The sequence below is a fragment of the Cronobacter sp. HA18003 genome (genome assembly GCF_011605905.1).
Classification (GTDB): domain Bacteria; phylum Pseudomonadota; class Gammaproteobacteria; order Enterobacterales; family Enterobacteriaceae; genus Cronobacter; species Cronobacter sakazakii.
In genome coordinates this window covers 183,105-204,687 of sequence record NZ_JAANQO010000011.1, presented here as the reverse complement: position 1 = coordinate 204,687, position 21,583 = coordinate 183,105, and the positions used below count along the sequence as shown (strand labels likewise).

The 21,583-nt window shown below is 59.7% G+C and carries 23 protein-coding genes; 11 read left to right on the top strand and 12 right to left on the bottom strand.

Features of this window, described 5'->3' with window-relative positions:
- Positions 1-111: 111 nt before the first annotated feature.
- The 3 genes from metG (at position 112) to G6041_RS01945 (ending at position 3,239) form a co-directional block, all read left to right on the top strand.
- Positions 112-2,145, top strand: a complete 2,034-nt coding sequence (gene metG, locus G6041_RS01955; protein ID WP_041460452.1) for a methionine--tRNA ligase — start codon at positions 112-114, stop codon at positions 2,143-2,145.
- Positions 2,146-2,325: 180 nt separating this feature from the next.
- Positions 2,326-3,069 carry a MerR family transcriptional regulator gene (locus G6041_RS01950; RefSeq protein WP_004388657.1) on the top strand — a complete coding sequence of 248 codons (744 nt, stop codon included), beginning with the start codon at positions 2,326-2,328 and terminating at the stop codon, positions 3,067-3,069.
- A gap of 59 nt (positions 3,070-3,128) precedes the next feature.
- Positions 3,129-3,239: a protein YohO gene (locus G6041_RS01945; RefSeq protein WP_004388656.1), complete on the top strand. Its 111-nt coding sequence runs from the start codon at positions 3,129-3,131 to the stop codon at positions 3,237-3,239.
- Here the strand turns inward: G6041_RS01945 and G6041_RS01940 are convergent.
- The 5 genes from G6041_RS01940 to bglX all read right to left on the bottom strand — a co-directional run bounded on the left by G6041_RS01940 (position 3,217) and on the right by bglX (position 9,424).
- Positions 3,217-3,948 (bottom strand): ABC transporter permease, encoded by a 732-nt coding sequence (locus G6041_RS01940; RefSeq protein WP_007869323.1) that lies wholly within the window; start codon positions 3,946-3,948, stop codon positions 3,217-3,219. The genes G6041_RS01945 and G6041_RS01940 overlap by 23 nt on opposite strands.
- Positions 3,941-4,882, bottom strand: coding sequence for an ABC transporter ATP-binding protein (locus G6041_RS01935; RefSeq protein ID WP_012124291.1), 942 nt, complete (start codon positions 4,880-4,882; stop codon positions 3,941-3,943). Before G6041_RS01935 ends, G6041_RS01940 begins: the two co-directional genes overlap by 8 nt.
- A complete protein-coding gene (locus G6041_RS01930; protein WP_041460451.1) occupies positions 4,875-6,032 on the bottom strand; it encodes an ABC transporter permease in 1,158 nt (385 codons plus the stop codon). The genes G6041_RS01935 and G6041_RS01930 overlap by 8 nt, the downstream gene beginning before the upstream one ends.
- Before the next feature lie 29 nt (positions 6,033-6,061).
- A complete protein-coding gene (gene osmF, locus G6041_RS01925) occupies positions 6,062-6,970 on the bottom strand; it encodes a glycine betaine ABC transporter substrate-binding protein OsmF (RefSeq protein ID WP_208089841.1) in 909 nt (302 codons plus the stop codon).
- A 156-nt stretch (positions 6,971-7,126) separates the two neighbouring features.
- Positions 7,127-9,424 (bottom strand): beta-glucosidase BglX, encoded by a 2,298-nt coding sequence (bglX, locus tag G6041_RS01920; RefSeq protein WP_041460450.1) that lies wholly within the window; start codon positions 9,422-9,424, stop codon positions 7,127-7,129.
- Positions 9,425-9,617: 193 nt separating this feature from the next.
- On the opposite strand from bglX, the gene dld reads away from it, so the two are divergent.
- Together dld and G6041_RS01910 are read left to right on the top strand one after the other, a co-directional pair.
- Entirely contained in the window at positions 9,618-11,369 is a 1,752-nt protein-coding gene (dld, locus tag G6041_RS01915; RefSeq protein ID WP_041460449.1) for a D-lactate dehydrogenase, read from the top strand.
- A gap of 92 nt (positions 11,370-11,461) precedes the next feature.
- Entirely contained in the window at positions 11,462-12,016 is a 555-nt protein-coding gene (locus G6041_RS01910; RefSeq protein WP_015386497.1) for a GNAT family N-acetyltransferase, read from the top strand.
- A 1-nt stretch (position 12,017) separates the two neighbouring features.
- Here the strand turns inward: G6041_RS01910 and pbpG are convergent, their stop codons facing one another.
- Together pbpG and G6041_RS01900 are read right to left on the bottom strand one after the other, a co-directional pair.
- Entirely contained in the window at positions 12,018-12,950 is a 933-nt protein-coding gene (gene pbpG / locus G6041_RS01905; protein WP_007869351.1) for a D-alanyl-D-alanine endopeptidase, read from the bottom strand.
- A 166-nt stretch (positions 12,951-13,116) separates the two neighbouring features.
- A complete protein-coding gene (locus G6041_RS01900; protein WP_041460448.1) occupies positions 13,117-13,704 on the bottom strand; it encodes a Yip1 family protein in 588 nt (195 codons plus the stop codon).
- A 182-nt stretch (positions 13,705-13,886) separates the two neighbouring features.
- Here G6041_RS01900 and G6041_RS01895 point away from each other — a divergent pair, with 182 nt between their 5' ends.
- Positions 13,887-14,453 carry a DedA family protein gene (locus G6041_RS01895; protein ID WP_012124285.1) on the top strand — a complete coding sequence of 189 codons (567 nt, stop codon included), beginning with the start codon at positions 13,887-13,889 and terminating at the stop codon, positions 14,451-14,453.
- Here the strand turns inward: G6041_RS01895 and G6041_RS01890 are convergent.
- Positions 14,450-15,223 (bottom strand): SDR family oxidoreductase, encoded by a 774-nt coding sequence (locus G6041_RS01890; RefSeq protein WP_012124284.1) that lies wholly within the window; start codon positions 15,221-15,223, stop codon positions 14,450-14,452. The two genes, G6041_RS01895 and G6041_RS01890, sit on opposite strands and share 4 nt — an antisense overlap.
- A gap of 172 nt (positions 15,224-15,395) precedes the next feature.
- On the opposite strand from G6041_RS01890, the gene yohP reads away from it, so the two are divergent.
- Complete coding sequence (gene yohP, locus G6041_RS21525; protein ID WP_000691708.1) at positions 15,396-15,479, top strand: small membrane protein YohP; 84 nt, start codon at positions 15,396-15,398, stop codon at positions 15,477-15,479.
- Between the two features lie 36 nt (positions 15,480-15,515).
- Here yohP and G6041_RS01880 read toward each other — a convergent pair whose 3' ends face one another.
- Positions 15,516-16,475: an MBL fold metallo-hydrolase gene (locus G6041_RS01880; RefSeq protein ID WP_012124283.1), complete on the bottom strand. Its 960-nt coding sequence runs from the start codon at positions 16,473-16,475 to the stop codon at positions 15,516-15,518.
- A gap of 72 nt (positions 16,476-16,547) precedes the next feature.
- Between G6041_RS01880 and G6041_RS01875 the strand changes: the two genes are divergently transcribed.
- On the top strand, positions 16,548-17,471 hold the full coding sequence (locus G6041_RS01875; RefSeq protein ID WP_012124282.1) for a LysR family transcriptional regulator: 924 nt from the start codon (positions 16,548-16,550) through the stop codon (positions 17,469-17,471).
- A gap of 2 nt (positions 17,472-17,473) precedes the next feature.
- Here the strand turns inward: G6041_RS01875 and dusC are convergent, their stop codons facing one another.
- The 3 genes from dusC to G6041_RS01860 form a co-directional block, all read right to left on the bottom strand.
- Positions 17,474-18,406 (bottom strand): tRNA dihydrouridine(16) synthase DusC, encoded by a 933-nt coding sequence (gene dusC / locus G6041_RS01870; RefSeq protein ID WP_012124281.1) that lies wholly within the window; start codon positions 18,404-18,406, stop codon positions 17,474-17,476.
- A gap of 70 nt (positions 18,407-18,476) precedes the next feature.
- Positions 18,477-18,776 (bottom strand): helix-turn-helix domain-containing protein, encoded by a 300-nt coding sequence (locus G6041_RS01865; RefSeq protein ID WP_007776551.1) that lies wholly within the window; start codon positions 18,774-18,776, stop codon positions 18,477-18,479.
- Positions 18,777-19,124: a type II toxin-antitoxin system RelE/ParE family toxin gene (locus G6041_RS01860; protein ID WP_012124279.1), complete on the bottom strand. Its 348-nt coding sequence runs from the start codon at positions 19,122-19,124 to the stop codon at positions 18,777-18,779.
- A 252-nt stretch (positions 19,125-19,376) separates the two neighbouring features.
- Here G6041_RS01860 and G6041_RS01855 point away from each other — a divergent pair, with 252 nt between their 5' ends.
- From G6041_RS01855 to cdd, 3 genes are all read left to right on the top strand, one after another.
- Positions 19,377-19,778: a CidA/LrgA family protein gene (locus G6041_RS01855; RefSeq protein WP_007869367.1), complete on the top strand. Its 402-nt coding sequence runs from the start codon at positions 19,377-19,379 to the stop codon at positions 19,776-19,778.
- Positions 19,775-20,470, top strand: coding sequence for a CidB/LrgB family autolysis modulator (locus tag G6041_RS01850; RefSeq protein ID WP_007869369.1), 696 nt, complete (start codon positions 19,775-19,777; stop codon positions 20,468-20,470). The genes G6041_RS01855 and G6041_RS01850 overlap by 4 nt, the downstream gene beginning before the upstream one ends.
- Before the next feature lie 129 nt (positions 20,471-20,599).
- Positions 20,600-21,484: a cytidine deaminase gene (gene cdd / locus G6041_RS01845; RefSeq protein ID WP_012124277.1), complete on the top strand. Its 885-nt coding sequence runs from the start codon at positions 20,600-20,602 to the stop codon at positions 21,482-21,484.
- Positions 21,485-21,583: the final 99 nt, after the last annotated feature.

Genomic DNA, 21,583 nt, shown 5'->3' with positions numbered 1-21,583 from the left:
CAGGAGCGTTTATCGTCATTTTTGCGCGCTTTTACCGCCGCGCGGTACTCAACGCGGGTGGATTCGGGTACTATGACTGCCCCATTTGCCACAGAAGACGTAATACTCACTATGACTCAAGTCGCGAAAAAAATTCTGGTAACGTGCGCGCTGCCGTACGCCAACGGCTCCATCCACCTCGGCCATATGCTGGAGCACATCCAGGCTGATGTCTGGGTCCGTTACCAGCGAATGCGCGGCCACGAGGTTAATTTCATCTGCGCCGACGACGCCCACGGCACGCCTATCATGCTCAAGGCCCAGCAGCTTGGCATTACGCCGGAGCAGATGATTGCCGAGATGAGCAAAGAGCATCAGACCGATTTTGCGGGCTTTAACATCAGCTATGACAACTATCACTCTACGCACAGCGACGAAAACCGCGTGCTGTCGGAGCTGATTTATACTCGCCTCAAAGAAAACGGCTTTATTAAAAACCGTACCATTTCGCAGCTCTACGACCCGGAAAAAGGCATGTTCCTGCCGGACCGTTTTGTAAAAGGCACCTGCCCGAAATGTAAATCCCCGGATCAGTACGGCGATAACTGCGAAGTCTGCGGCGCGACCTACAGCCCGACGGAGCTTATCGAGCCGAAATCGGTCGTTTCCGGCGCCACGCCGGTGATGCGTGATTCTGAACACTTCTTCTTCGATCTGCCGTCTTTCAGCGAAATGCTGCAGGCGTGGACCCGCTCCGGCGCGCTCCAGGAGCAGGTGGCGAACAAAATGCAGGAGTGGTTTGAATCCGGCCTGCAGCAGTGGGATATCTCCCGCGACGCGCCCTACTTCGGTTTTGAAATCCCGAACGCGCCAGGCAAATATTTTTACGTCTGGCTGGATGCGCCTATCGGCTACATGGGCTCGTTCAAAAACCTGTGCGACAAGCGCGGCGATACCGTGAGCTTTGACGAGTACTGGAAAAAAGATTCTGACGCCGAGCTGTATCACGTCATCGGTAAAGATATCGTCTACTTCCACAGCCTGTTCTGGCCTGCAATGCTCGAAGGCAGCGGTTTCCGTAAACCAACCAACCTGTTTGTCCACGGCTACGTGACGGTCAACGGCGCGAAAATGTCTAAATCGCGCGGCACGTTCATCAAGGCCAGCACCTGGCTGAACCATTTCGACGCCGACAGCCTGCGCTACTACTACGCGGCGAAGCTCTCCTCCCGCATCGACGATATCGACCTGAATCTGGAAGATTTCGTGCAGCGTGTGAACGCCGACATCGTCAACAAAGTGGTCAACCTGGCGTCGCGCAACGCGGGCTTTATCGCCAAACGTTTTGACGGTGAATTAGCCGCTGAACTGGCTGATCCGGCGCTCTACCAGACCTTCACCGACGCCGCAGCCGTGATTGGCGAGGCATGGGAGAGCCGTGAGTTTGGTAAGGCTATCCGCGAAATCATGGCGCTTGCTGACCTCGCGAACCGCTACGTGGATGAGCAGGCACCGTGGGTAGTTGCCAAACAGGAAGGCCGCGACGCCGATCTGCAGGCGATTTGCTCTATGGGTATCAACCTGTTCCGCGTGCTGATGACCTACCTGAAGCCGGTACTGCCGGAGCTGTGCGCCCGTGCCGAAGCGTTCCTGAATGTCGAGCTGACCTGGGATGGCGTAAACGCCCCGCTGCTCGGCCATAAAGTGAACAGCTTTAAAGCACTCTATAACCGTATTGAGATGAAACAGGTGGAGGCGTTAGTGGAAGCGTCCAAAGAAGAAGTGAAAGCGGCGGCGGCACCGGTGACTGGCGAGCTGGCGGAAAATCCGATTCAGGAGACCATCACGTTTGACGATTTCGCGAAAATCGACCTGCGCGTGGCGCTGATTGAAAACGCGGAATTTGTGGACGGCTCTGACAAACTGCTGCGCCTGACGCTGGATCTGGACGGCGAAAAACGTAATGTCTTCTCCGGCATCCGCTCCGCTTACCCGGACCCGCAAGCGCTGATTGGCCGCCTGACCGTTATGGTGGCGAACCTCGCGCCGCGTAAAATGCGTTTCGGTATCTCAGAAGGCATGGTGATGGCCGCAGGCCCTGGCGGGAAAGATATCTTCCTGTTAAGCCCGGACAGCGGCGCGAAGCCGGGCCAGCAGGTGAAATAACCTGACGCCCAGCGCGCCAGCAGCGCCATAAAACGAAGGGGAGATGCTTATCTCCCCTTTTTTCGTCCAGCGTCGTGGTTATCGCCTTTTTGCCTGCGGGATACAGGATACAAACTCTTTTTCCCGGTTCGTGCATCACCTACTACATTTAACGGGTACCATTCCCCGAAGAGAACCAGTATGGCGTTATATACGATTGGCGAAGTGGCCGATCTCTGTGAAGTTAACCCCGTGACGCTGCGCGCGTGGCAGCGCCGTTACGGACTGCTTAAACCCGTGCGCACCGACGGCGGCCACCGTTTGTTCAGCGAGGCGGATATCGACCGTATCCGCGAAATCAAACACTGGATTGAGCAAGGCGTTCAGGTCAGTAAAGTCAAAACGCTGTTAAGCCAGGACAGCGCCGATGAGCCGGAAGGCTGGCGCGAGCGCCAGGAGATGCTGCTTGCGAAACTGCGCAGCGGCAACCCGGGCCAGGTGCGGCACTGGGTGAGTGAATTAGGACGCGACTACCCGGCCCAGATGCTGGTGCGCCATCTCTACACCCCGCTGCGCCGCCGGATGCAGCTACAACACGCCACGCTGCATGCGCTCTTAAGCCTGCTCGACGGCATTCTGATTAACTACATCGCGCTTTGTCTGCAATCCGCATGGAAAAAGCCGGGCAACGACGCGCTGGTGGTCGGCTGGAATCATCAGGACGCGACGCAGATCTGGCTCGCGGCCTGGGTGGCGGTGCAAAAAGGCTGGCGGGTGGATGTGCTGGCGCAACCGCTGGTTCAACTGCGCCCTGAACTGTTTCCTGGCAGAACGCTGCTGGTGTGGTGCGGCGAACCGCCCGCGGCGCGTCAGCTTGAGCAAATTGCCGCCTGGCATGCGCAGGGCCACGCCATTTTCTCGCTCCATGAACCGGAAACCATTTAAAGGTTCATTAACAGGCGCGCTTCACCGTATACTTACGCGGTTAACATAAGGAGCAACGCATGAAATTTGTCAGAATCGGGCTTATCACCGGCATGGTCCTGATGGCCATCGGCGGTATCGGCGGCGTTATGCTGGCCGGCTACACCGTTATCCTGCATTCCGGTTCATAACCCGCGCCAGACGCTCAAAGAGCCGGTCCACCAGAACCGCCGCCAGCGCCACCAGCACCGCACCCTGAATCACATACGCCGTGTTAAACCCACTCAGGCCGATGATAATCGGGGTGCCGAGCGTGCTGGCTCCCACGGTGGAGGCGATGGTGGCAGTGCCGATATTAATAATCACCGACGTGCGTATCCCCGCCAGCATCACGCCAGACGCCAGCGGCAACTCGACTTTGCGTAAGATCTGAGCGCGGCTCATGCCGACGCCCCGCGCCACCTCTTTCACGTCCTCCGGCACCGCGCTTAAGCCCGCGAGCGTGCCCTGCAACACCGGCAACAGGCCGTAAAGAATAAGCGCGACAATCGCAGGCTCGCGCCCGAAGCCCATTACCGGCACCGCAATCGCCAGCACCGCCACCGGCGGGAACGTCTGACCGGCGGCGGCCAGCGTTTCGGCGAGCGCGCGAAACTCACGCCCCCACGGGCGCGTCACCGCAATCCCCACCGCGACGCCGCAGGCGACCGACACCGCGCCTGCCGCCGCCACCAACCCGAGATGCGAAAGCGTGAGCGCGACAAAGCTTTCCTGAAGATAGACCGGGCGCGCCAGCCCCGGAAACAGCCAGTGGAACAGCCCTTCGCTGTGCGGCATCGCCAGCAGCAGCGCGACAAACAGCAGCGCCAGCCAGAGCAGCGGATCGCGCAGTCTATTCACCCCGCGCCTCCCGCTGATTTACCAGATGGCGAAACCGCAGCACGCCGCGGTGCGCGCCGGTTGCATCCACCACAGACAGCGCTTCGCACTGGCGTTCGACGAACACCGACATCGCCTCGCGCAGCGTTAAGGTTTCCGCCACCGGCGCGCCATCGGCCATGCCAGGCTCGATGAAATCCCCCACCTGTTTGAGCGACAACAACCGCACGCCAAGCTCGCTGCGCCCGAAAAAGTCACGCACGAAGTCATTGCGTGGCGCGGTGAGCAGCGCCAGCGGCGTGCCCTGCTGCACTACTTCGCCGTTATCCATCAGCACCAGATGCTCAGCCAGCCCCAGCGCCTCGTCGATGTCATGCGTCACCAGCACAATGGTGCGCCCGAGCAACTGATGTATGCGGCGCATCTCCTGTTGCAGCGCGCTGCGCGTGACCGGATCGAGCGCGCCGAACGGCTCGTCCATCAGTAATACTTCCGGGTCGGCCGCCAGCGCGCGCGCCACGCCGACGCGCTGCTGCTGGCCACCTGAGAGCTGATGCGGGTAGCGATCGCGAAATGCGTCAGGCGTGAGCCCAAGCAGCGCGAGCAGTTCATCCACCCGCGCCTGAATGCGCGCCTTCGGCCACTTCAGCAGCTGCGGCACCGTCGCGACATTTTGCGCCACCGTCCAGTGCGGAAACAGCCCGACCGACTGGATCGCATACCCCATGCGCCGGCGCAGCGCTTCGGGCGAAAACTGGCGGATCTCCTCGCCCGCGAAGCGGATTTCGCCCGCGTCGTGCTCCACCAGCCGGTTAATCATCTTCAGCGTGGTAGACTTACCGGAGCCGGAGGTGCCGATAAGCACTGAAAACGCGCCTTCGGCGAACGTCAGGCTTAAGTCTTTCACCGCCGCGCCGCCGTTGTAAAACTTGCTGACCTGCTTAAATTCAATCATTTCTTTTTGTCTCCAGCGCGCCGATGGCGAGCGTAAACAGCGCGTCCAGCACCACCGCCAGCGCCACGACCGGGATAACGCCAAGCAGCACCAGATCGAGCGCGCTGCTAAGCAACCCCTGAAAAACCAGCGCGCCGAAGCCGCCTGCGCCAATCAGCGCGGCCACCACCGCCATACCGACCGTCTGCACCGCCACCACACGCAGGCTGCGCAGCCAGACGGGCAGCGCCAGCGGTACGTCGACATGCCATAAGCGCTGCCAGGCGGACATTCCCACCCCGCGGGCGCTCTCCCGCACCGCGTCGGGCACCTGCCCGAGCCCGGCCACCACGCCGCGCACCAGCGGCAGCAGCGCATAGAGCGTGAGCGCAATCAGCGCAGGCGCAAGCCCGGTGCCGGAGACGCCCAGCGCGCCGAGCGCCGGAAACGCCTGCGCCAGCCCCGCAAGCGGGGCCATCAACAGGCCAAAGAGCGCCACAGACGGCACCGTCTGAATAATATTGAGCGCAGCGAACAGTCCCGGCTGCCAGCGCGGGCGTCGGTGACACAAAATACCGAGCGGCAAACCAATGACGACCGCAGGGGCCAGCGTGCCGAAAAGCAGCGTCAGGTGGCGCGCGGTGGCGTCATCAAACACCGTCTGGCGGTTGGCGTATTCTTTTAGTAGCGACAGCGCATCAAAATGACCGCTCAGCAGAAGCCAGAGCGGCGCAATCCAGATCTGCACCTGTAACAGCCAGCGCCCGAGCGGCTGGCGCGTCAGCCTGCCGATGGCGTCGCTGGCGGCAAGTAAGGAGACCGCGAGCATCAGCCACAGGCCGCTGCCGGGCGAGGTGCGCGCCAGACGGCTGCCGGTTTCGGCCAGCCGCGCCGCCTCTGCGCCGGTCACCACCAGCAGCGTGATAAAAAGCGCCTGCGCCGCAACCAGAATCAGCAGCGCGCCCGGTTTTCTGGGTACAAAGGCGAGTAAACAGAGCAAGGCCGGCAGCGCCCATAACGCGGGCGCGGCGGCAGGGAAAAGCCCGGAGAGAGCAAGCGGCGCGCCGGACACCAGCCGGTTCGGCGCGTAATTTAAAAAAGGCAACAGGGCGGCGGCGGCCAGCAGGACCGCCAGCAGCACCAGCACCCGGTTATGGCATCTGATTGACAAAACGTATCCCGAGGCAAACGCCGGTGGCGTTATTTCACCAGTCCTTTTTCTTTGAGCCACTGCGACGCCACTTTACCGGCATCCAGCCCTTCTACCGCGATCTGCGCGTTCAGCTCCTGAAGCGTTTTCTCATCCAGCGCTTTAAAGACCGGCTCAAACCACTGCGGCATGTCCGGATACGCTTTCAGCACGGCTTCGCGCACGACCGGCGCGGGCGCGTAAACCGGCTGCACGCCTTTCGGATCGGTGAGCGTTTGCAGGCCGAGCGCCGCCACCGGGCCATCGGTGCCATAAGCCATCGCGGCGTTAACGCCGGAGGTCTGCTGGGCCGCCGCTTTGATAGTCACCGCCGTGTCGCCGCCCGCGAGCGACAGCATCTGGTCCTGGTTAAGCTTAAACTGGTAGGCTTTTTCAAGGGCCGGCAGTGCGTCCGGGCGCTCGATAAACTCCGCCGACGCGGCGAGTTTGAACGTCCCGCCCTCTTTCAGATAGCGGCTAAGGTCGGCAAGCGAGATTAGCTTGTTTTTCTGCGCCAGATCCTGACGCACCGCGATAGTCCAGGTGTTGTTCGCCGCCGCAGGCGTCAGCCAGATAAGCTTGTTCTGTTCGGCGTCGAGCTTTTTGACTTTCTCATAGCCCTGCTTGGCGTTTTTCCACGCCGGATCGTTCTCCTGCTTAAAGAAAAACGCCCCGTTGCCGGTGTATTCCGGGTAGATATCCAGCTCACCGGAGGTGATCGCCCCGCGCACGACCGGCGTGGTGCCCAGCTGGATTTTGTTGACCGTTTTCACGCCGTGGCTTTCCAGCACCTGCAAAATCACGTTGCCGAGCAGCGCGCCTTCGGTGTCGATTTTCGAGCCCACTTTCACCGGCTCGGCCGCCTGCGCGCCTGCCGCCAGCAGTACCAGGCCTGCCGCGCTCCAGAGTTTTAGCCTCATGATTTTCCTCTTTTATCCGCTTCGCTAAGGGCTTAAGAGAAAAGCGTAGTTGATAAATCTCAGGGGGAAAGGGAAAAGACGGGAAATGGCATTTTTTAACGGGCGATGAGCATAAAAAAGGGCCGGTTTCCCGGCCCTCTGACAATCGACAACCGCTTACAGCAGTTCGAATTCGCCCTGCTTCACGCGGGCGGAATCCAGCCCGATGAAGACGTTGAATTTGCCAGGCTCCGCGTCATATTTCATGCGCTGGTTCCAGAATTTCAGCGCGTCGATATCGATCGGGAAGCTGACGGTCTGGCTTTCGCCCGGTTTCAGCGTGATTTTCTCAAAGCCGCGCAGCTGTTTCACCGGACGGCTCATAGAGGCCGTGACGTCCTGGAGATACATCTGCACTGCAGTCGCGCCTTCACGTTTGCCGGTGTTGGTCACCGTTACGCTGGCGGTCACTTTGCCGTCACGCTTCATGGTCGGCGCGGAGAGCTTCACGTCGGAAACGCTGAACGTGGTGTAGCTCAGGCCGTAGCCGAACGGATAGAGCGGGCCGTTGGCTTCGTCAAAGTAGCGCGAGGTGTATTTGTTCGGTTTTTCCGGGTTGTACGGACGGCCCGTGTTGAGGTGGCTGTAGTACACCGGGATCTGCCCGACCGAGCGCGGGAAGGAGATTGGCAGCTTGCCTGACGGGTTGTAGTCGCCAAACAGCACGTCGGCGATGGCGTTACCGCCTTCGGTCCCGGCAAACCAGGTTTCCAGAATCGCATCGGCCTGCTGATCTTCTTTCACCAGCGCCAGCGGACGACCGTTCATCAGCACCAGCACCAGCGGTTTGCCGGTCGCTTTCAGCGCGCTGATAAGGTCACGCTGGCTCTGCGGAATGGTGAGATCGGTACGGCTGGACGCCTCATGCGCCATGCCCTGCGCTTCGCCCACGACCGCCACGACCACGTCAGACTGCTTCGCGACGTTTACCGCCTCGTCGATCATCGCTTTCGGCGTGCGTTTATCCACCACCACTGCCGGCTCATAGAGATTCAGGAAGTCAACGATGCCCTTATCGTCGGTGACGTTAGCGCCTTTGGCGTAGAGGATTTTGGCCTTATGGCCCGCGACGTTTTTCATACCCTGCAGCAGCGTGACGGACTGATCGGCCACGCCTGCGGCAGACCAACTGCCCATCATGTCGCGTTTGCTGTCAGCGAGCGGCCCCACCACCGCGATGGTGCCGGATTTTTTCAGCGGCAGCGTCTCCAGGCGGTTTTTCAGCAGCACCAGGCTTTCGCGCGCCACTTTACGCGCGTCGTCGCGGTGCAGGCGGCTTTCAGCGTTGGTGTCTTTCGGGTCGGAGTCTTTCGGCCCCAGATGGCTGTACGGATCGTTAAACAGCCCCATGTCATATTTGACGTTCAGCACGTGACGCGTAGCGTCGTCGAGCTCTGCCATGGTGACTTTGCCGCTCTTGATAAGATTCGGCAGGTATTTGCTGTAGTACTCATCCGCCATACTCATATCGACGCCGGATTTAATCGCCACGCGCACCGCGTCTTCCGGGTCGGACGCCGTACCGTGTTTAATCAGCTCTTTAATCGCGCCGTGGTCAGAAATGGTGATGCCTTTAAAGCCCCAGTCGCCGCGCAGCAAGTCTTTCAGCAGCCAGCCGTCGGATGCCGCTGGCGTGCCGTTCAGGGAGTTGAGCGCAATCATCACGCCGCCGCTGCCTGCGTCGAGCGCCTCTTTGTAAGGCGGCATGTAGTCGTTGAAGAGACGCTGAGAGCTCATATCGACGGTGTTGTACTCTTTACCGCCCTCCACCGCGCCGTAAGCGGCGAAGTGTTTCACGCTGGTCATCACCGAATAGCGGTCCGCCGGGCTTTTGCCCTGCATCGACTCGACCATCGTTTTGCCCATCATGCTGGTGAGATAGGTATCTTCACCGAACCCTTCCGAGCCGCGGCCCCAGCGCGGGTCGCGCGTGACGTCGACCATCGGCGCCCAGGTCATGTTAAGACCGTCGTCAGCGGCTTCATACGCCGACACGCGGCCCACGGTTTTTACCGCGTCGAGGTTAAACGAGGAGGCAAGCCCGAGGCTGTTCGGGAAAATGGTGCGCTGGCCATGCAGCACGTCGTAGGCGAAAAACAGCGGAATTTTCAGGCGGCTTAACTGCATCACCTGATCCTGCATCGCGCGGATATCCGGGCGGGTAACGGTGTTGAAAATCGCGCCGACCTGACCTTCTTTGATCATGTCCCGAATCGCTTCTTTCGGGTTATCCGGCCCGACGCTAATCAGACGCAGCTGGCCGATTTTCTCATCGACAGTCATTTTTTTGAGTAAATCGGTGACAAACGCATCCCGCGCTTCGGGCGTCAGAGGATGCTCGCCAAATGGTTCAGACGCCAGGGCCGGTTGCAGCGCAAGGCTCACGGCCATACCCACAGAACAAAGCCATTTCATAGGATTAACTCTCTTTTAGACGCAGCCGCAACGTTGCCGCCACAAAGAATAAGGTGTGCAGTGTGCCATAAGCCTTAGCAGGGAAGAAGCCAAACGCAAGTTTATACGCTGATTTTTCAACCTTTTCGGACTCGTCGCGAAATTCGCGGCTATGCTTAGAGACGTGCGTTTTCTCTGCCACAAGGAGTGGAACATGATCCTGACACCAACCTCCGGTAACCATGAGGTTATCGCGGAGCTGACCCGCATTATCGGCGCCAGCCATCTTCTCACCGACCCGGCCAAAACCGCCCGTTACCGCAAAGGCTTTCGCTCAGGCCAGGGCGAAGCGCTGGCCGTCGTTTTTCCCGGCACGCTGCTGGAATTATGGCGCGTACTGGAAGTTTGTGTCGCCGCCGACAAAATCATTCTGATGCAGGCGGCTAACACCGGCCTGACGGAAGGCTCGACGCCGAATGGCAACGACTACGATCGCGACATTATCATCATCAGCACGCTGCGCCTCGATAAGCTGCACCTGCTGGATAACGGCGAGCAGATCCTCGCATACCCCGGCACCACGCTCTGGCAGCTGGAGCGCGCGCTCAAGCCGCTTGGCCGCGAGCCGCACTCGGTGATTGGCTCCTCCTGCATCGGCGCGTCGGTGATGGGCGGCATCTGTAATAACTCCGGCGGCGCGCTGGTGCATCGCGGCCCCGCCTATACCGAAATGGCGCTGTTCGCGCAGATAGACGACACCGGGCGGCTGCGTCTGGTGAACCATCTGGGCATCGATCTCGGCCAGACGCCGGAGCAGATCCTGGGCCGCCTTGACGATGACCGCATTGATCCGACCGCCGTGCGCCACGACGAACGCCAGGCCTCCGACCGTCATTATATTGAGCGCGTGCGCGACATCGAGGCCGACAGCCCGGCGCGCTACAACGCCAACCCGGAGCGGCTCTTTGAAGCCTCCGGCTGCGCCGGTAAGCTCGCGGTGTTCGCGGTGCGTCTTGATACCTTCGAAGCCGAAAAACGCCAGGAGGTGTTTTATATCGGCACCAATCAGCCTGACGTACTGACCCACATCCGCCGCCATATTCTTGCAAATTTTCAAAGCCTGCCGGTCGCGGGTGAATATATGCACCGCGATATCTACGACATCGCCGAGCGCTACGGGAAAGATACGTTCCTGATGATCAATAAGCTCGGCACCGACAAAATGCCGTTCTTCTTCACGGCGAAAGGCCGCACCGACGCCTGGCTTGAGAAAGTGCCGTTTGTTAAACCGCACTTTACCGACCGCGTAATGCAGAAACTGGGCGGGCTTTTCCCCGGCCACCTGCCGCCGCGCATGAAAAGCTGGCGCGATAAATATGAGCACCATCTGCTGCTGAAAATGGCGGGCGACGGCATTGAAGAAGCGCGCAGCTGGCTGACGAGCTTCTTTAAAGAGGCCGAAGGCGACTTCTTCGCCTGTACGGCGGAAGAAGGCAGCAAAGCGTTTCTGCACCGCTTTGCGGCGGCGGGCGCGGCGGTGCGTTATCACGCGGTTCACGCTGACGAGGTGGAAGATATTCTGGCGCTGGATATCGCGCTGCGGCGCAACGACACCGAGTGGTTCGAGCGTCTGCCGCCGGAAATTGACAGCAAGCTGGTGCACAAGCTCTATTACGGCCACTTCTTCTGCCATGTGTTCCATCAGGATTACATCGTTAAAAAAGGCGTGGATGTGCATGCGCTGAAAGAAGAGATGCTGGCGCTGCTGCGCGAGCGCGGCGCGCAATATCCGGCGGAGCATAACGTCGGCCACCTTTACGAAGCGCCGGAGAGCTTAAAACAATTTTATAAGGCCAATGACCCGACCAACAGCATGAACCCCGGTATTGGTAAAACCTCAAAGCAGAAATACTGGGGTGAACCGGACAGGATCGCACAAACGCAAGGGGATCAGACCGCCCGCTGATTCTGGCAGGCTGTTTTCTTTTTAAGCACAGGCATAATATATCCTCCATGCCGCCGGAGCCCTCCGGCGGCATGTCTTTTGAGGATACAGGTATGGCTGTTGTGGAAAATCTCACGGCATCAAAAGCCGCGATTCGTGACGTTACGCCGGGGGATATCGACGCCATTCGCGCCATTTATGGCTGGCATGTCGAACACGGCCGCGCCTCCTTTGAAGAAACGCCCCCGACGCTTGATGAGATGACCGCGCGTGTTAATGCCGTCACCGCGCAGGGCTTGCCCTGGCTTGTGGCGGAGATGGACGGCATTGTGGTCGGCTACTGTTACGCCTCGCCCTGGCGTGCGCGCCCTGCCTATCGCTATACCCTCGAAGAATCGATTTATATCGACGCCAGCATGGTCGGGCGCGGTATCGGCAGCCGTCTGTTACAGGCGCTTATCGAGCGCTGCGAGCAAGGCCCGTGGCGTCAGCTGATGGCGGTGATTGGCGATGGCGAGAATAATCGCGGCTCGACGCGTCTGCACCGGCTGCTGGGGTTTGAAGTGGTGGGAAGTTTGCGCAGCGTCGGGTTTAAATTCGGCGGCTGGCGCGACACGCTGATTATGCAGCGTCCGCTCAACCAGGGAGACTGGACGCTACCGGAATAGCTTACTCGACGCTGTTGTTCGCCATTTGCGCCGCTTTCTGGCGCTTATAGCTCAACGCCGCCTCAGGCACCGGTTGTACCTTGCCGGTTTCAAGCCAGGTGCGCAGGCGGCTGGCGTCGGCAAAGTGGGTGTATTTACCGAAGGCGTCCATCACCACCAGCGTTACCGGACGGTTTTTAATCAGCGTGCGCATCATCAGGCAGTGCCCCGCCGCGTTGGTAAAGCCGGTTTTGGTCAGCTGAATATTCCAGTTATCGCGGTAAACCAGATGGTTGGTATTACGGAACGGCAGCGTGTACGTCGGGTTCGAAAACGTCGCCATCTCTTCACGCGTGGTGCTGAGCTGGCCAATCAGCGGATACTGTTTGGTCGCGATTAACAGCTTCGTGAGATCGCGAGCGGTCGAGACGTTGTGGATGGAAAGCCCTGTCGGCTCCACAAAATGCGTATTGCGCATGCCGAGCGCTTTCGCTTTGGCGTTCATGGCGCGGATAAACGCGTCGTAGCCGCCCGGATAGTGATGCGCAAGACTTGCCGCCGCGCGGTTTTCCGACGACATCAGCGCCAGCAGCAGCATATTTTTACGGCTGATCTGGCTGTTTAAACGCACCCGCGAATAGATCCCTTTCATCTCCGGCGTATGGCTGATATCCACCGTCAGCATCTCATCCAGCGGCAGGCTGGCGTCGAGCACCACCATCGCGGTCATCACTTTGGTAATTGACGCTATCGGACGCACCAGATCCGGGTGGCTTGAGAACAGCACTTCATTGGTGCGCAGATCGACAATCATGGCGCTGCCGGAGGCAATTTGCGGCTCAGCGGCGGCAAGCGGCGACGCGGCAGCTTTCGCGGCGGCCAGCGCCGGAGTGGAAAGCGGCGCGGCCAGCAGCAGCGCGAGACTTAACAGGGAAAGACGAATTTTTGTCGGCATGGCGAAAGTTCGGAAAAGAATTCACGCGCGTAATTAAACGCACCGCCATCAACGGTGAAAGCTATTGGTGGCTGGCGCGGGCATGATACTCCGGCCTTCGCGTTTCCCGCTACAGAAGATTCAGCGCCGGGCGCGGCACCGCCGGTTTTTACACCGGCGGCATACGTCAGAAGAGACGATAACCGTAACCCCACAGCAGCACGGTCAGCGCCAGCAACACCTCCAGCAGCAGCACGCCGATGGCGAGCGTCGAGCCGGAAAAGCGCAGCCCTTCTTCCTGATTAATATTGAGAAACGCCGGAATGCCGACATACAGCAGATAACCGGTGTAGAGCAGCGCGAGCGTCCCCACCAGCGCGCAGAGCCACACCAGCGGATAGAGCGCCACCACGCCGCTTAAAAAGAGCGGCGTCGCCACATAGCCCGCGAACACCATACAACCGGCGAGCGACGGACGACGCGGATAATCACGCGCCATCCACCAGATAACCCGCCCCATCACCGCGACGCCTGCCAGCATCAGCGCATAAAACAGTACCGCCAGATAGAAACCGGTAAAGAACGACAGCTTCACGACGTTGCCGTCGCCGAAATCCCAGCCAATCTGGGCGGTGCCGATAAACGCGCACAGCACGGGAATGGCCGCCATGATGAGCACGTGGTGGGTATAGTGATGCGTCACGGTTTCGTTTTCGTGGCGAATCACCTGCATTTCACGGAAAGGATGGGACAAAAGCCCCCAGACATGGTTCATAACGCCCCCTGACTCAGACCGCCCGGAACGGGTACTGTAAGTATAATTCAGGCCTGTAGATTAAAAAGTAAACAGCGCAAAAACAGGTAGTCCGTTGAACGCGCAGGGCGCGGCGGGCGCGTTATACTTTCGGTTTCGCGCGTGGCGCGAAGAAAGCCTGACAAACGGGAGTAGTGGAATTCATGGATATCAATAACCTGATTGAACAGTACGGTTATGTGACGCTGTTACTGGGCAGCCTTGCCGAAGGGGAAACCGTCACGCTTCTGGGCGGCGTGGCGGCACATGAAGGGCTACTGCGTTTTCCGCTGGTGGTGCTGGTGGTGGCGCTCGGCGGCATGATTGGCGACCAGGCGCTGTATCTGGTGGGCCGCCGGTTCGGCACCCGGGCGCTGGCGCGCTTTTCCGGCAAGCAAAAGCAGATAGCCCGCGCGCAGGCGCTTATCCAGCGCCATCCGGCGTGGTTTGTCATCGGCACCCGCTTTATGTACGGTTTTCGTATTATCGGCCCGCTGTTAATTGGCGCGAGCCGCGTCCCGCCGAAGCTCTTTGTGCCGCTGAATATCCTCGGGGCGCTGGTCTGGGCGACGCTGTTTACCACGCTTGGTTACGTGGGCGGCCAGGTGATAGAGCCGTGGCTGCATCGCCTCGATCATCATCTGAAACAGCTGGTGTGGGTCGTACTGGCGGTGGGTATTGTGCTGCTGCTGCGCTGGCTGTGGCGCAAGCGCAGCAGCAGAGAGGATTAAGCCTTCGGCTTAAACTGCGGGTTAGCGAGCGTAAACCCGCCGTCGATGATAAACGACTGGCCAGTGGTATAGGTGGCGCCCTCCGAGCAGAGCCACGCGACGATGCTGGCTATCTCATCGGTTTCGCCGGGGCGCGCCATCGGGATATTCGGCATCGAGCCGGGTTTCGCGTCGCCCTCTTCCATGTCGTTCATCGGCGTGGCGATAGCGCCAGGCGCGACGGCGTTCACCAGGATGTTATGTTCCACCAACTCCAGCGCCATCGATTTGGTCAGCCCGCCGAGCGCGTGTTTGGCCGCGGTGTAGGCGCTCGCCTCCGGCAGCGGCGTGTGTTCATGCACCGAGGTGATATTCACAATGCGCCCGCCCTGCCCCTGTTTCACCATCGCTTTGGCGGCGATTTGCGAGCAGAGAAACGCGCCGTCCACATCCACCGTCTGAATGCTACGCCACTCATCGAAGGTCATCTCCAGAAACGGCTTTTTGATCATCGCGCCCGCGTTATTCACCAGCGCGTCGATACGTCCGAAGCGGTCGATAAGCGCCTGGATGGCGTTCGCGCCCTCCGGCAGATGGCTGAGGTTGAGCTGGATAAGTTCAGCGCGCCGGCCCAGGCTTTCCACTTCCTGCGCGGTCTCCTTCGCGCCTTTATCGTCACTGTGCCAGGTAATGCCGATATCGAACCCTTGCCTTGCGAGAAATACCGCACACTTCTTGCCGATGCCTGAATCTGACGCGGTGACGATCGCCACTTTGGTTGCAGAACTCATGGTGCCTCCGGGAGTTGCGTTAAAGCGTTAAGTATAGCGAGGCCTGAAAAATCAGCGCCCGGCGGGCGAAAACGCTCCCCTCACTTTTTTCTGCCGCCTTCGCAGGAGCTTCTATACTGGTAATTACCTTCATGGATCAACGAGATCCCGCAAAGACAATAAGGAGTAAGTGATGAAAATCATTCTGTGGGCGGTACTGATTATTTTTCTGATTGGGCTGTTAGTGGTGACAGGCGTATTTAAAATGATCTTCTGATCTACCGGGCGCCGCCTGTCCGCGGCGCCCTTTACCTTACTTCGCGCCGTGGCTGCTGTAGTTGACCGGCACCCAGCGATACCCGTCTCCCTGCGCTTTTATCTTGCCGATACCCGGAAACGCGATATGCGCCGATGCCACCCAGGCGTTGCTCTGCGCCGCCATTTTCAGCGTTTTCTCCCGCATGGTCACCGCCTCATCCTGATTGACATCAAAATGAATCGCCACCTGCGGCTGCGGCATCTGCACCGCTTTCACATGGATAATATCGCCCCACAGTAAAAGCGTTTCACCGCCGCGGGTCACTTTGTAAATCACACTGCCGGGCGTGTGGCCGGGCGCGGGCAGTGCTTCAATGTCGGGCATGATTTGCGCGGGCGCGTGGAACGCTTTCATCTTTCCGGCGCTGATGACCGGGCGCAGCGACCGTTCCGATTCCGCAAACGTATGGCGCTGGCTGGCTTCGACTTCCTTTTCATGCGCCGGGTTGAGCCAGAAATCGAGGTCGCGCTGGTCCACCCGCACGGTGGCGTTCGGGAAGACCGGTTTACCGTCGCGCTGCACACCGCCGGAGTGGTCGGCGTGAACGTGCGTCAGCAAAACCATGTCGATTTGCGACGGGTCGATACCGGCGGCGCGCAGGTTTTCCGGCAGATGACCGCCGTTATTGCCCAGCAGCGCGCCCGCGCCGCTGTCCACCAGGATGAGTTTATCACCAGTGTTAATGACGTAGGCATTAATGGAGGTTTCGACCTGCGGCGTCAGCGCGTCATCGGCGAGGCGCGTTTTGAGAGCGTCAGGCGTGATGCGGGTCAGGAGTTTATCGGCGGGAATGGTCACGGTGCCGTCGGAGACAGCGGTTATCTGCCAGTCGCCGAGCATCATGCGGTAATAGCCGGGTGCCTGCGCACTGTTAACAGGCAATGGCGCTGCGCCAAGCGGCGCGGCCAGCGCAAAAGTGAAAAGCGCCAGTAAGGTTGCGGCAGTTTTCATCATCGTCCTCCAGTTGATTTGACTTGCTGAAGTATCCACGCCGCACTAGTATCACTCCAATTGATTGGAGCCATAATGACTATCAAAGAAAACGATTTTCGCAAAATCGACCTCAACCTGCTCATCGCGTTTGCGGTGCTGTTTCGCGAGCAGAGCGTGTCGCTTGCGGCCGATAAACTGCATCTCGGGCAGCCCGCGGTCAGCGGCGCGCTCGCGCGCCTGCGCGATATGTTCGATGACCCGCTGTTTATCCGCAGCGGCCACCGGATGCAGCCGACCGCGCGCGCCGTCGCTCTGCATGGCGAGCTGATGCCGCTGCTGGAGCAGCTTCAGTCAGCGCTGTTCCAGCAGGCTGAATTTCACCCGCAGCAGGCGAGCGCCACCATTACGCTTGGCATGACCGACTGGGTGGAGATGTGGCTGATGCCGCAGCTGATCCCGGCGCTGCGCGAGGCAGCGCCGGGCGTGCGGCTCAACGTGGTGGCGAGCTCGCCGTTTAGCGATCCGCGCCGTCTGGAGGAAGGCGAGCTGGATATGGCGATAAGCGTGGCGCAGGCCGGGCCGCGCTGGCAGGAGCGCGAGGTGTTAGTGAGCATGCCGTTTGTGACGCTCTGGCACCCGTCGCAGCTCAGCCTCACCGCCCCGCTGACGCTTGACGATTACGTGCGCGAACCGCACCTGATGGTGACGTATCGCGAAGCGACCAGCAGCCTTATCGATACGCTGCTGGCGCGCCAGGGAGCGCGCCGCAGCATTTGCTACACCACGCCGCACTTCGCGGGCCTGCCTGGCCTTCTGATGCAAATGCCCGCGCTCGCGACCGTGCCCGCGGGGCTCTGTGATATGTGGCAAACGGCCTGGGGGCTTTCGGCAAGCCCGGTGCCGCTCGACGTGCCGCCGTTTGAAGTGGCGCTGCTGTGGCATCAGCGCCATAACAGCGATCCGGCGTTGATGTGGTTACGCGGATTTATTCAGCGGCTGATAGCGAACGGCGAATAACCTCAGTGGCGGTTTATGGCGTCAGCGATAGCTGCCGAGGTAGTTAACGCGCGGATTTCGCTGAAGAGTTCCGTCGCCTCGGCGTACTCTTTACGCAGATAACCGAGCCACTGCTTGATACGCGCCACGTGGTACATGCCCGTATCGCCCTGTTTCTCAAGCCGGGTGTACTGTTGCAGCAGTTGCACCACGTCCGGCCAGGGCATACGCGGCTCGTTATATTTAATCACGCGGCTTAAATTCGGCACGTTGAGCGCGCCGCGGCCAATCATGATGGCGTCGCAGCCCGTTTCCGCCATGCACGCCTGCGCGCTGGCGTAATCCCAGATTTCACCGTTGGCGATAACCGGGATCGTCAGGCGCTCGCGGATTTCGCCAATCGCCGCCCAGTTAATGCGCTCCGCTTTATAGCCATCTTCTTTGGTGCGCCCGTGCACCACCAGCTCCGTCGCGCCCGCCTGCTGGACGGCATCGGCGATTTCAAAACGGCGCGCACCGCTGTCCCAGCCGAGACGAATTTTCACCGTGACAGGCAGATGCGCAGGTACGGCTTCGCGCATCGCTTTCGCGCCGCGATAGATAAGATCAGGGTCTTTCAGCAGCGTCGCGCCGCCGCCGCTGCCGTTCACAAGCTTCGACGGGCAGCCGCAGTTGAGATCAACGCCCCAGGAGCCAAGCTCCACCGCGCGGGCGGCGTTTTCGGCAAGCCATTGCGGGTGCTGACCGAGCAGTTGCACACGCACCCGCGTGCCGGACGGCGTGCGGCTCTCGTGGTGAAGTTCCGGGCAGAGTTTATAGAATGATTTCACCGGCAGGAGGCTGTCCACCACGCGCAGAAATTCGGTGATGCAGAGATCGTAATCATTTACCCCGGTGAGCAGTTCGCGCACCAGAGAATCAAGCACGCCTTCCATCGGCGCCAGTAAAACACGCATAACGCTACCCGCTAAAAAAAGAGGCGCTATGGTAGCGCCTCGCCGCCGTGAAAGGAATGCGCGAGCGCGCTCAGAGCGTAAAACCGAAACGCTGGCCGTCCGGCAGCTCGACATCCAGCCGCACCGTACCGCCCAGGGCTTCGACATAGCGCTTAAGCGTTGAGATTTTCATCTCGTTGCCGCGCTGTTCGATAGCCGCGACTGACGGCTGGGCGATACCCATCTGGCGCGCCATCTCGGTTTGCGACACGCTGAGCGCCTCGCGCAGCGCATACAGATGGGTTTCCAGCAGCAGCTGCGCCGTTTTCTCTTCGATACGCGCGCGGGCCTCCGGGGTCTGCGCCGCCAGCACTTCATCAAACGTCTTCATCTATACCTCCCGGTGGTTCAGATAGTGGCTAAACAGTTTGTCAGCGACGCGCAGTATGACCCGGTAAAACCGCTTTTCATCGCCCTTTTTCTGTGCCGCGCACAGCACAATGGCGTAACGGTGCGGATCAAAAGCGTAAAAGGCGCGTATGGACCGCCCGGCGTGCTGAACCCGTAATTCCTTCATACCCGCCTGGCGCGAGCCTTTGAGCGTATCGGCATACGGGCACCCGAGGTGCGGACCTTTGATTTTCAAAAGCCCCAGCGCGGTCAGCACATCTTCCTGCAACGGCTGCGGCTGTCTCGCGAGCCAGCACTCAAACTCGTGAGTAAGGTAAATAGTCCACATGGCGCTCCTCCCTGTTCGTTAGCGACTACCGTGAACGGCAAGGAGCGTTTTATAGATTGTAATCTATAGCCTCAACAGGATCATTACTGGTTTGCGTAACGGTTCGCAAAAAATTTTTGCGGCCATGAAAGGCGCGTTGTGAACCTGAGCGGCGGCTCGAAAGTTTAGGTATGCTGAGTTGGCTCCTGTGATCGGTAGCACAGTTTTCATTTTAATTGTATGATGAATGCGTTCGGTTTAAAGGTGACCCCTATGAGCACAATGCTGACTTCTCTCTGGCAACTGGTACGCGCGTTTGTTTTGATTTACGCCTGCCTCTATGCAGGCATCGCGATTGCCGCGCTGCTGCCGATTACGATCCCCGGCAGCATCATCGGCATGCTGATTCTTTTTGTGCTGCTGGCGTTTCAGATCCTGCCCGCGAAATGGGTACAGCCCGCCTGTAATCTGCTGATCCGCTATATGGCGCTGCTGTTCGTGCCGGTCGGTATTGGCGTGATGCAATATTTCGACGTGTTGCAGGCGCAGTTTGGCCCGGTGGTCGTCTCCTGTTTTATCAGTACGCTGGTGGTATTTATGGTGGTGAGCTGGAGCGCGCATCTGGCGCACGGCGAGCGCAAAGTGGTAGGCCAGGAAAGGAGCCATGAGAAATGATGCAGAATATCTGGTGGTCGCTGCCGCTGACGCTGCTGGTGTTTTTCGCCGCCCGCAAGCTTGCCGCGCGGCTCAAAAGCCCGCTGCTTAATCCGCTGCTGGTCTGCATGGTGGTGCTGATCCCGTTTCTGATGCTGGCCCATATTCCTTATGAGCGCTATTTCCAGGGCAGCCGCATTCTGAATGATTTGCTGCAACCCGCCGTGGTGGCGCTGGCGTTCCCGCTCTATGAACAGCTGCACCAGATCCGCGCGCGCTGGAAGTCGATTATCACGATTTGCTTTGCAGGCAGCGTGGTGGCGATGGTCACCGGCACTTCTGTTGCGCTGCTGATGGGCGCAAGCCCGGAAATCGCGGCGTCCGTCCTGCCGAAATCGGTCACCACGCCGATCGCGATGGCCGTGGGCGGAAGCCTCGGCGGCATTCCCGCTATCAGCGCCGTGTGCGTGATTTTCGTCGGGATCCTCGGTGCGGTGTTTGGCCATACGCTGCTGAATATGATGCGGATAAAAACCAAATCCGCGCGCGGGCTCGCGATGGGCACTGCTTCGCACGCCCTCGGAACGGCGCGCTGCGCGGAGCTGGACTATCAGGAAGGCGCGTTCAGTTCGCTGGCGCTGGTGATTTGCGGGATTATTACGTCGCTGGTCGCCCCGTTCCTGTTCCCGCTTATTCTCGCGATATGGCGCTAAAACTTGCGATACGTCGCGCATTTTCATTCTAAATTTCATTTGTTGCATAGCCAGCGAGATCTAAATCACATATAAAGCCTCAGGAGCGCCGTAAACTATTTTTCCTGTTACTTCTTTTGAGGCTTTGCCATGCACCCACGTTTTGAAACTGCCTTCGCACAGCTGCCGGCGGCACTGCAAGCCGCTCTGGCTCCACTGATTGCTGATACTTATTTTCCGGCGATGCTGAGCGCCGAACAGGTCGCTGACGTTCGCCGTCAGAGCGGGCTGGACGATGACGCGCTGGCGTTTGCGTTGCTGCCGTTAGCCGCCGCCTGTGCGCAGACGGAGATTTCACACTTTAATGTGGGCGCGGTGGCCCGTGGCCTTAGCGGCAATCTCTATTTCGGCGGCAATATGGAGTTTCGCGGCGCGGCGATGCAGCAGACGATTCACGCCGAGCAGAGCGCCATTACCCACGCCTGGATGCGCGGCGAAACCGGCCTTGCGGCGATTACCGTTAACTACACGCCGTGCGGCCACTGCCGTCAGTTTATGAACGAGCTTAACAGCGGGCTGACCCTTCGCATTAACCTGCCGGGACGCGCGCCTTCACAGCTTGGCGATTACCTGCCGGACGCGTTCGGCCCGCGCGATCTCGATATCAAAACGCTGATTTTCGATACGGAAAATCATGGCTATGCGCTGAAAGGCGACGCGCTGACGCAGGCCGCGATTGCGGCAGCCAACCGCAGCCATGCGCCGTACAGCCAGTCCCCTTCTGGATTGGCCATTGAAACCCGCGATGGTGAAATCTTTACCGGCAGCTATGCCGAGAACGCGGCGTTCAACCCTTCCCTGCCGCCGCTGCAGGCCGCGCTGAATCTGATGAGCCTGAACGGTTACGCATGGGCTGACATCAAGCGCGTCGCGCTTGCCGAACGTGACGACGCAACGATTGTTCAGCGCGACGCCACCGCCGCGACGCTGAAGGCGCTTGGCTTCACGAATCTCGAACTCGTTACGCTTGCCTGAAATAACGCTGCGGGCGTTCTGCCCGCAGCGGCGAAAAATGCTTCAACCGGTCGTTCGATTCTTGCTCTTGCCCGGCGGGTAAAGTAGCCTTGAATCTCT

Excerpts from the sequence above, each read along its gene's own strand:
- G6041_RS01850 (WP_007869369.1), top strand. The coding sequence starts at position 19,775 with ATGATGCAGAATATCTGGTGGTCGCTGCCGCTGACGCTGCTGGTGTTT.
- pbpG (WP_007869351.1), bottom strand. The coding sequence starts at position 12,950 with ATGCCGACAAAAATTCGTCTTTCCCTGTTAAGTCTCGCGCTGCTGCTG.
- G6041_RS01950 (WP_004388657.1), top strand. The coding sequence starts at position 2,326 with ATGGCGTTATATACGATTGGCGAAGTGGCCGATCTCTGTGAAGTTAAC.
- yohP (WP_000691708.1), top strand. The coding sequence starts at position 15,396 with ATGAAAATCATTCTGTGGGCGGTACTGATTATTTTTCTGATTGGGCTG.
- G6041_RS01880 (WP_012124283.1), bottom strand. The coding sequence starts at position 16,475 with ATGATGAAAACTGCCGCAACCTTACTGGCGCTTTTCACTTTTGCGCTG.
- bglX (WP_041460450.1), bottom strand. The coding sequence starts at position 9,424 with ATGAAATGGCTTTGTTCTGTGGGTATGGCCGTGAGCCTTGCGCTGCAA.
- osmF (WP_208089841.1), bottom strand. The coding sequence starts at position 6,970 with ATGAGGCTAAAACTCTGGAGCGCGGCAGGCCTGGTACTGCTGGCGGCA.
- metG (WP_041460452.1), top strand. The coding sequence starts at position 112 with ATGACTCAAGTCGCGAAAAAAATTCTGGTAACGTGCGCGCTGCCGTAC.
- G6041_RS01875 (WP_012124282.1), top strand. The coding sequence starts at position 16,548 with ATGACTATCAAAGAAAACGATTTTCGCAAAATCGACCTCAACCTGCTC.
- G6041_RS01890 (WP_012124284.1), bottom strand. The coding sequence starts at position 15,223 with ATGAGTTCTGCAACCAAAGTGGCGATCGTCACCGCGTCAGATTCAGGC.
- dld (WP_041460449.1), top strand. The coding sequence starts at position 9,618 with ATGATCCTGACACCAACCTCCGGTAACCATGAGGTTATCGCGGAGCTG.
- G6041_RS01935 (WP_012124291.1), bottom strand. The coding sequence starts at position 4,882 with ATGATTGAATTTAAGCAGGTCAGCAAGTTTTACAACGGCGGCGCGGCG.
- G6041_RS01855 (WP_007869367.1), top strand. The coding sequence starts at position 19,377 with ATGAGCACAATGCTGACTTCTCTCTGGCAACTGGTACGCGCGTTTGTT.
- G6041_RS01865 (WP_007776551.1), bottom strand. The coding sequence starts at position 18,776 with ATGAAGACGTTTGATGAAGTGCTGGCGGCGCAGACCCCGGAGGCCCGC.
- G6041_RS01860 (WP_012124279.1), bottom strand. The coding sequence starts at position 19,124 with ATGTGGACTATTTACCTTACTCACGAGTTTGAGTGCTGGCTCGCGAGA.
- G6041_RS01945 (WP_004388656.1), top strand. The coding sequence starts at position 3,129 with ATGAAATTTGTCAGAATCGGGCTTATCACCGGCATGGTCCTGATGGCC.
- G6041_RS01895 (WP_012124285.1), top strand. The coding sequence starts at position 13,887 with ATGGATATCAATAACCTGATTGAACAGTACGGTTATGTGACGCTGTTA.
- dusC (WP_012124281.1), bottom strand. The coding sequence starts at position 18,406 with ATGCGTGTTTTACTGGCGCCGATGGAAGGCGTGCTTGATTCTCTGGTG.
- cdd (WP_012124277.1), top strand. The coding sequence starts at position 20,600 with ATGCACCCACGTTTTGAAACTGCCTTCGCACAGCTGCCGGCGGCACTG.
- G6041_RS01900 (WP_041460448.1), bottom strand. The coding sequence starts at position 13,704 with ATGAACCATGTCTGGGGGCTTTTGTCCCATCCTTTCCGTGAAATGCAG.
- G6041_RS01910 (WP_015386497.1), top strand. The coding sequence starts at position 11,462 with ATGGCTGTTGTGGAAAATCTCACGGCATCAAAAGCCGCGATTCGTGAC.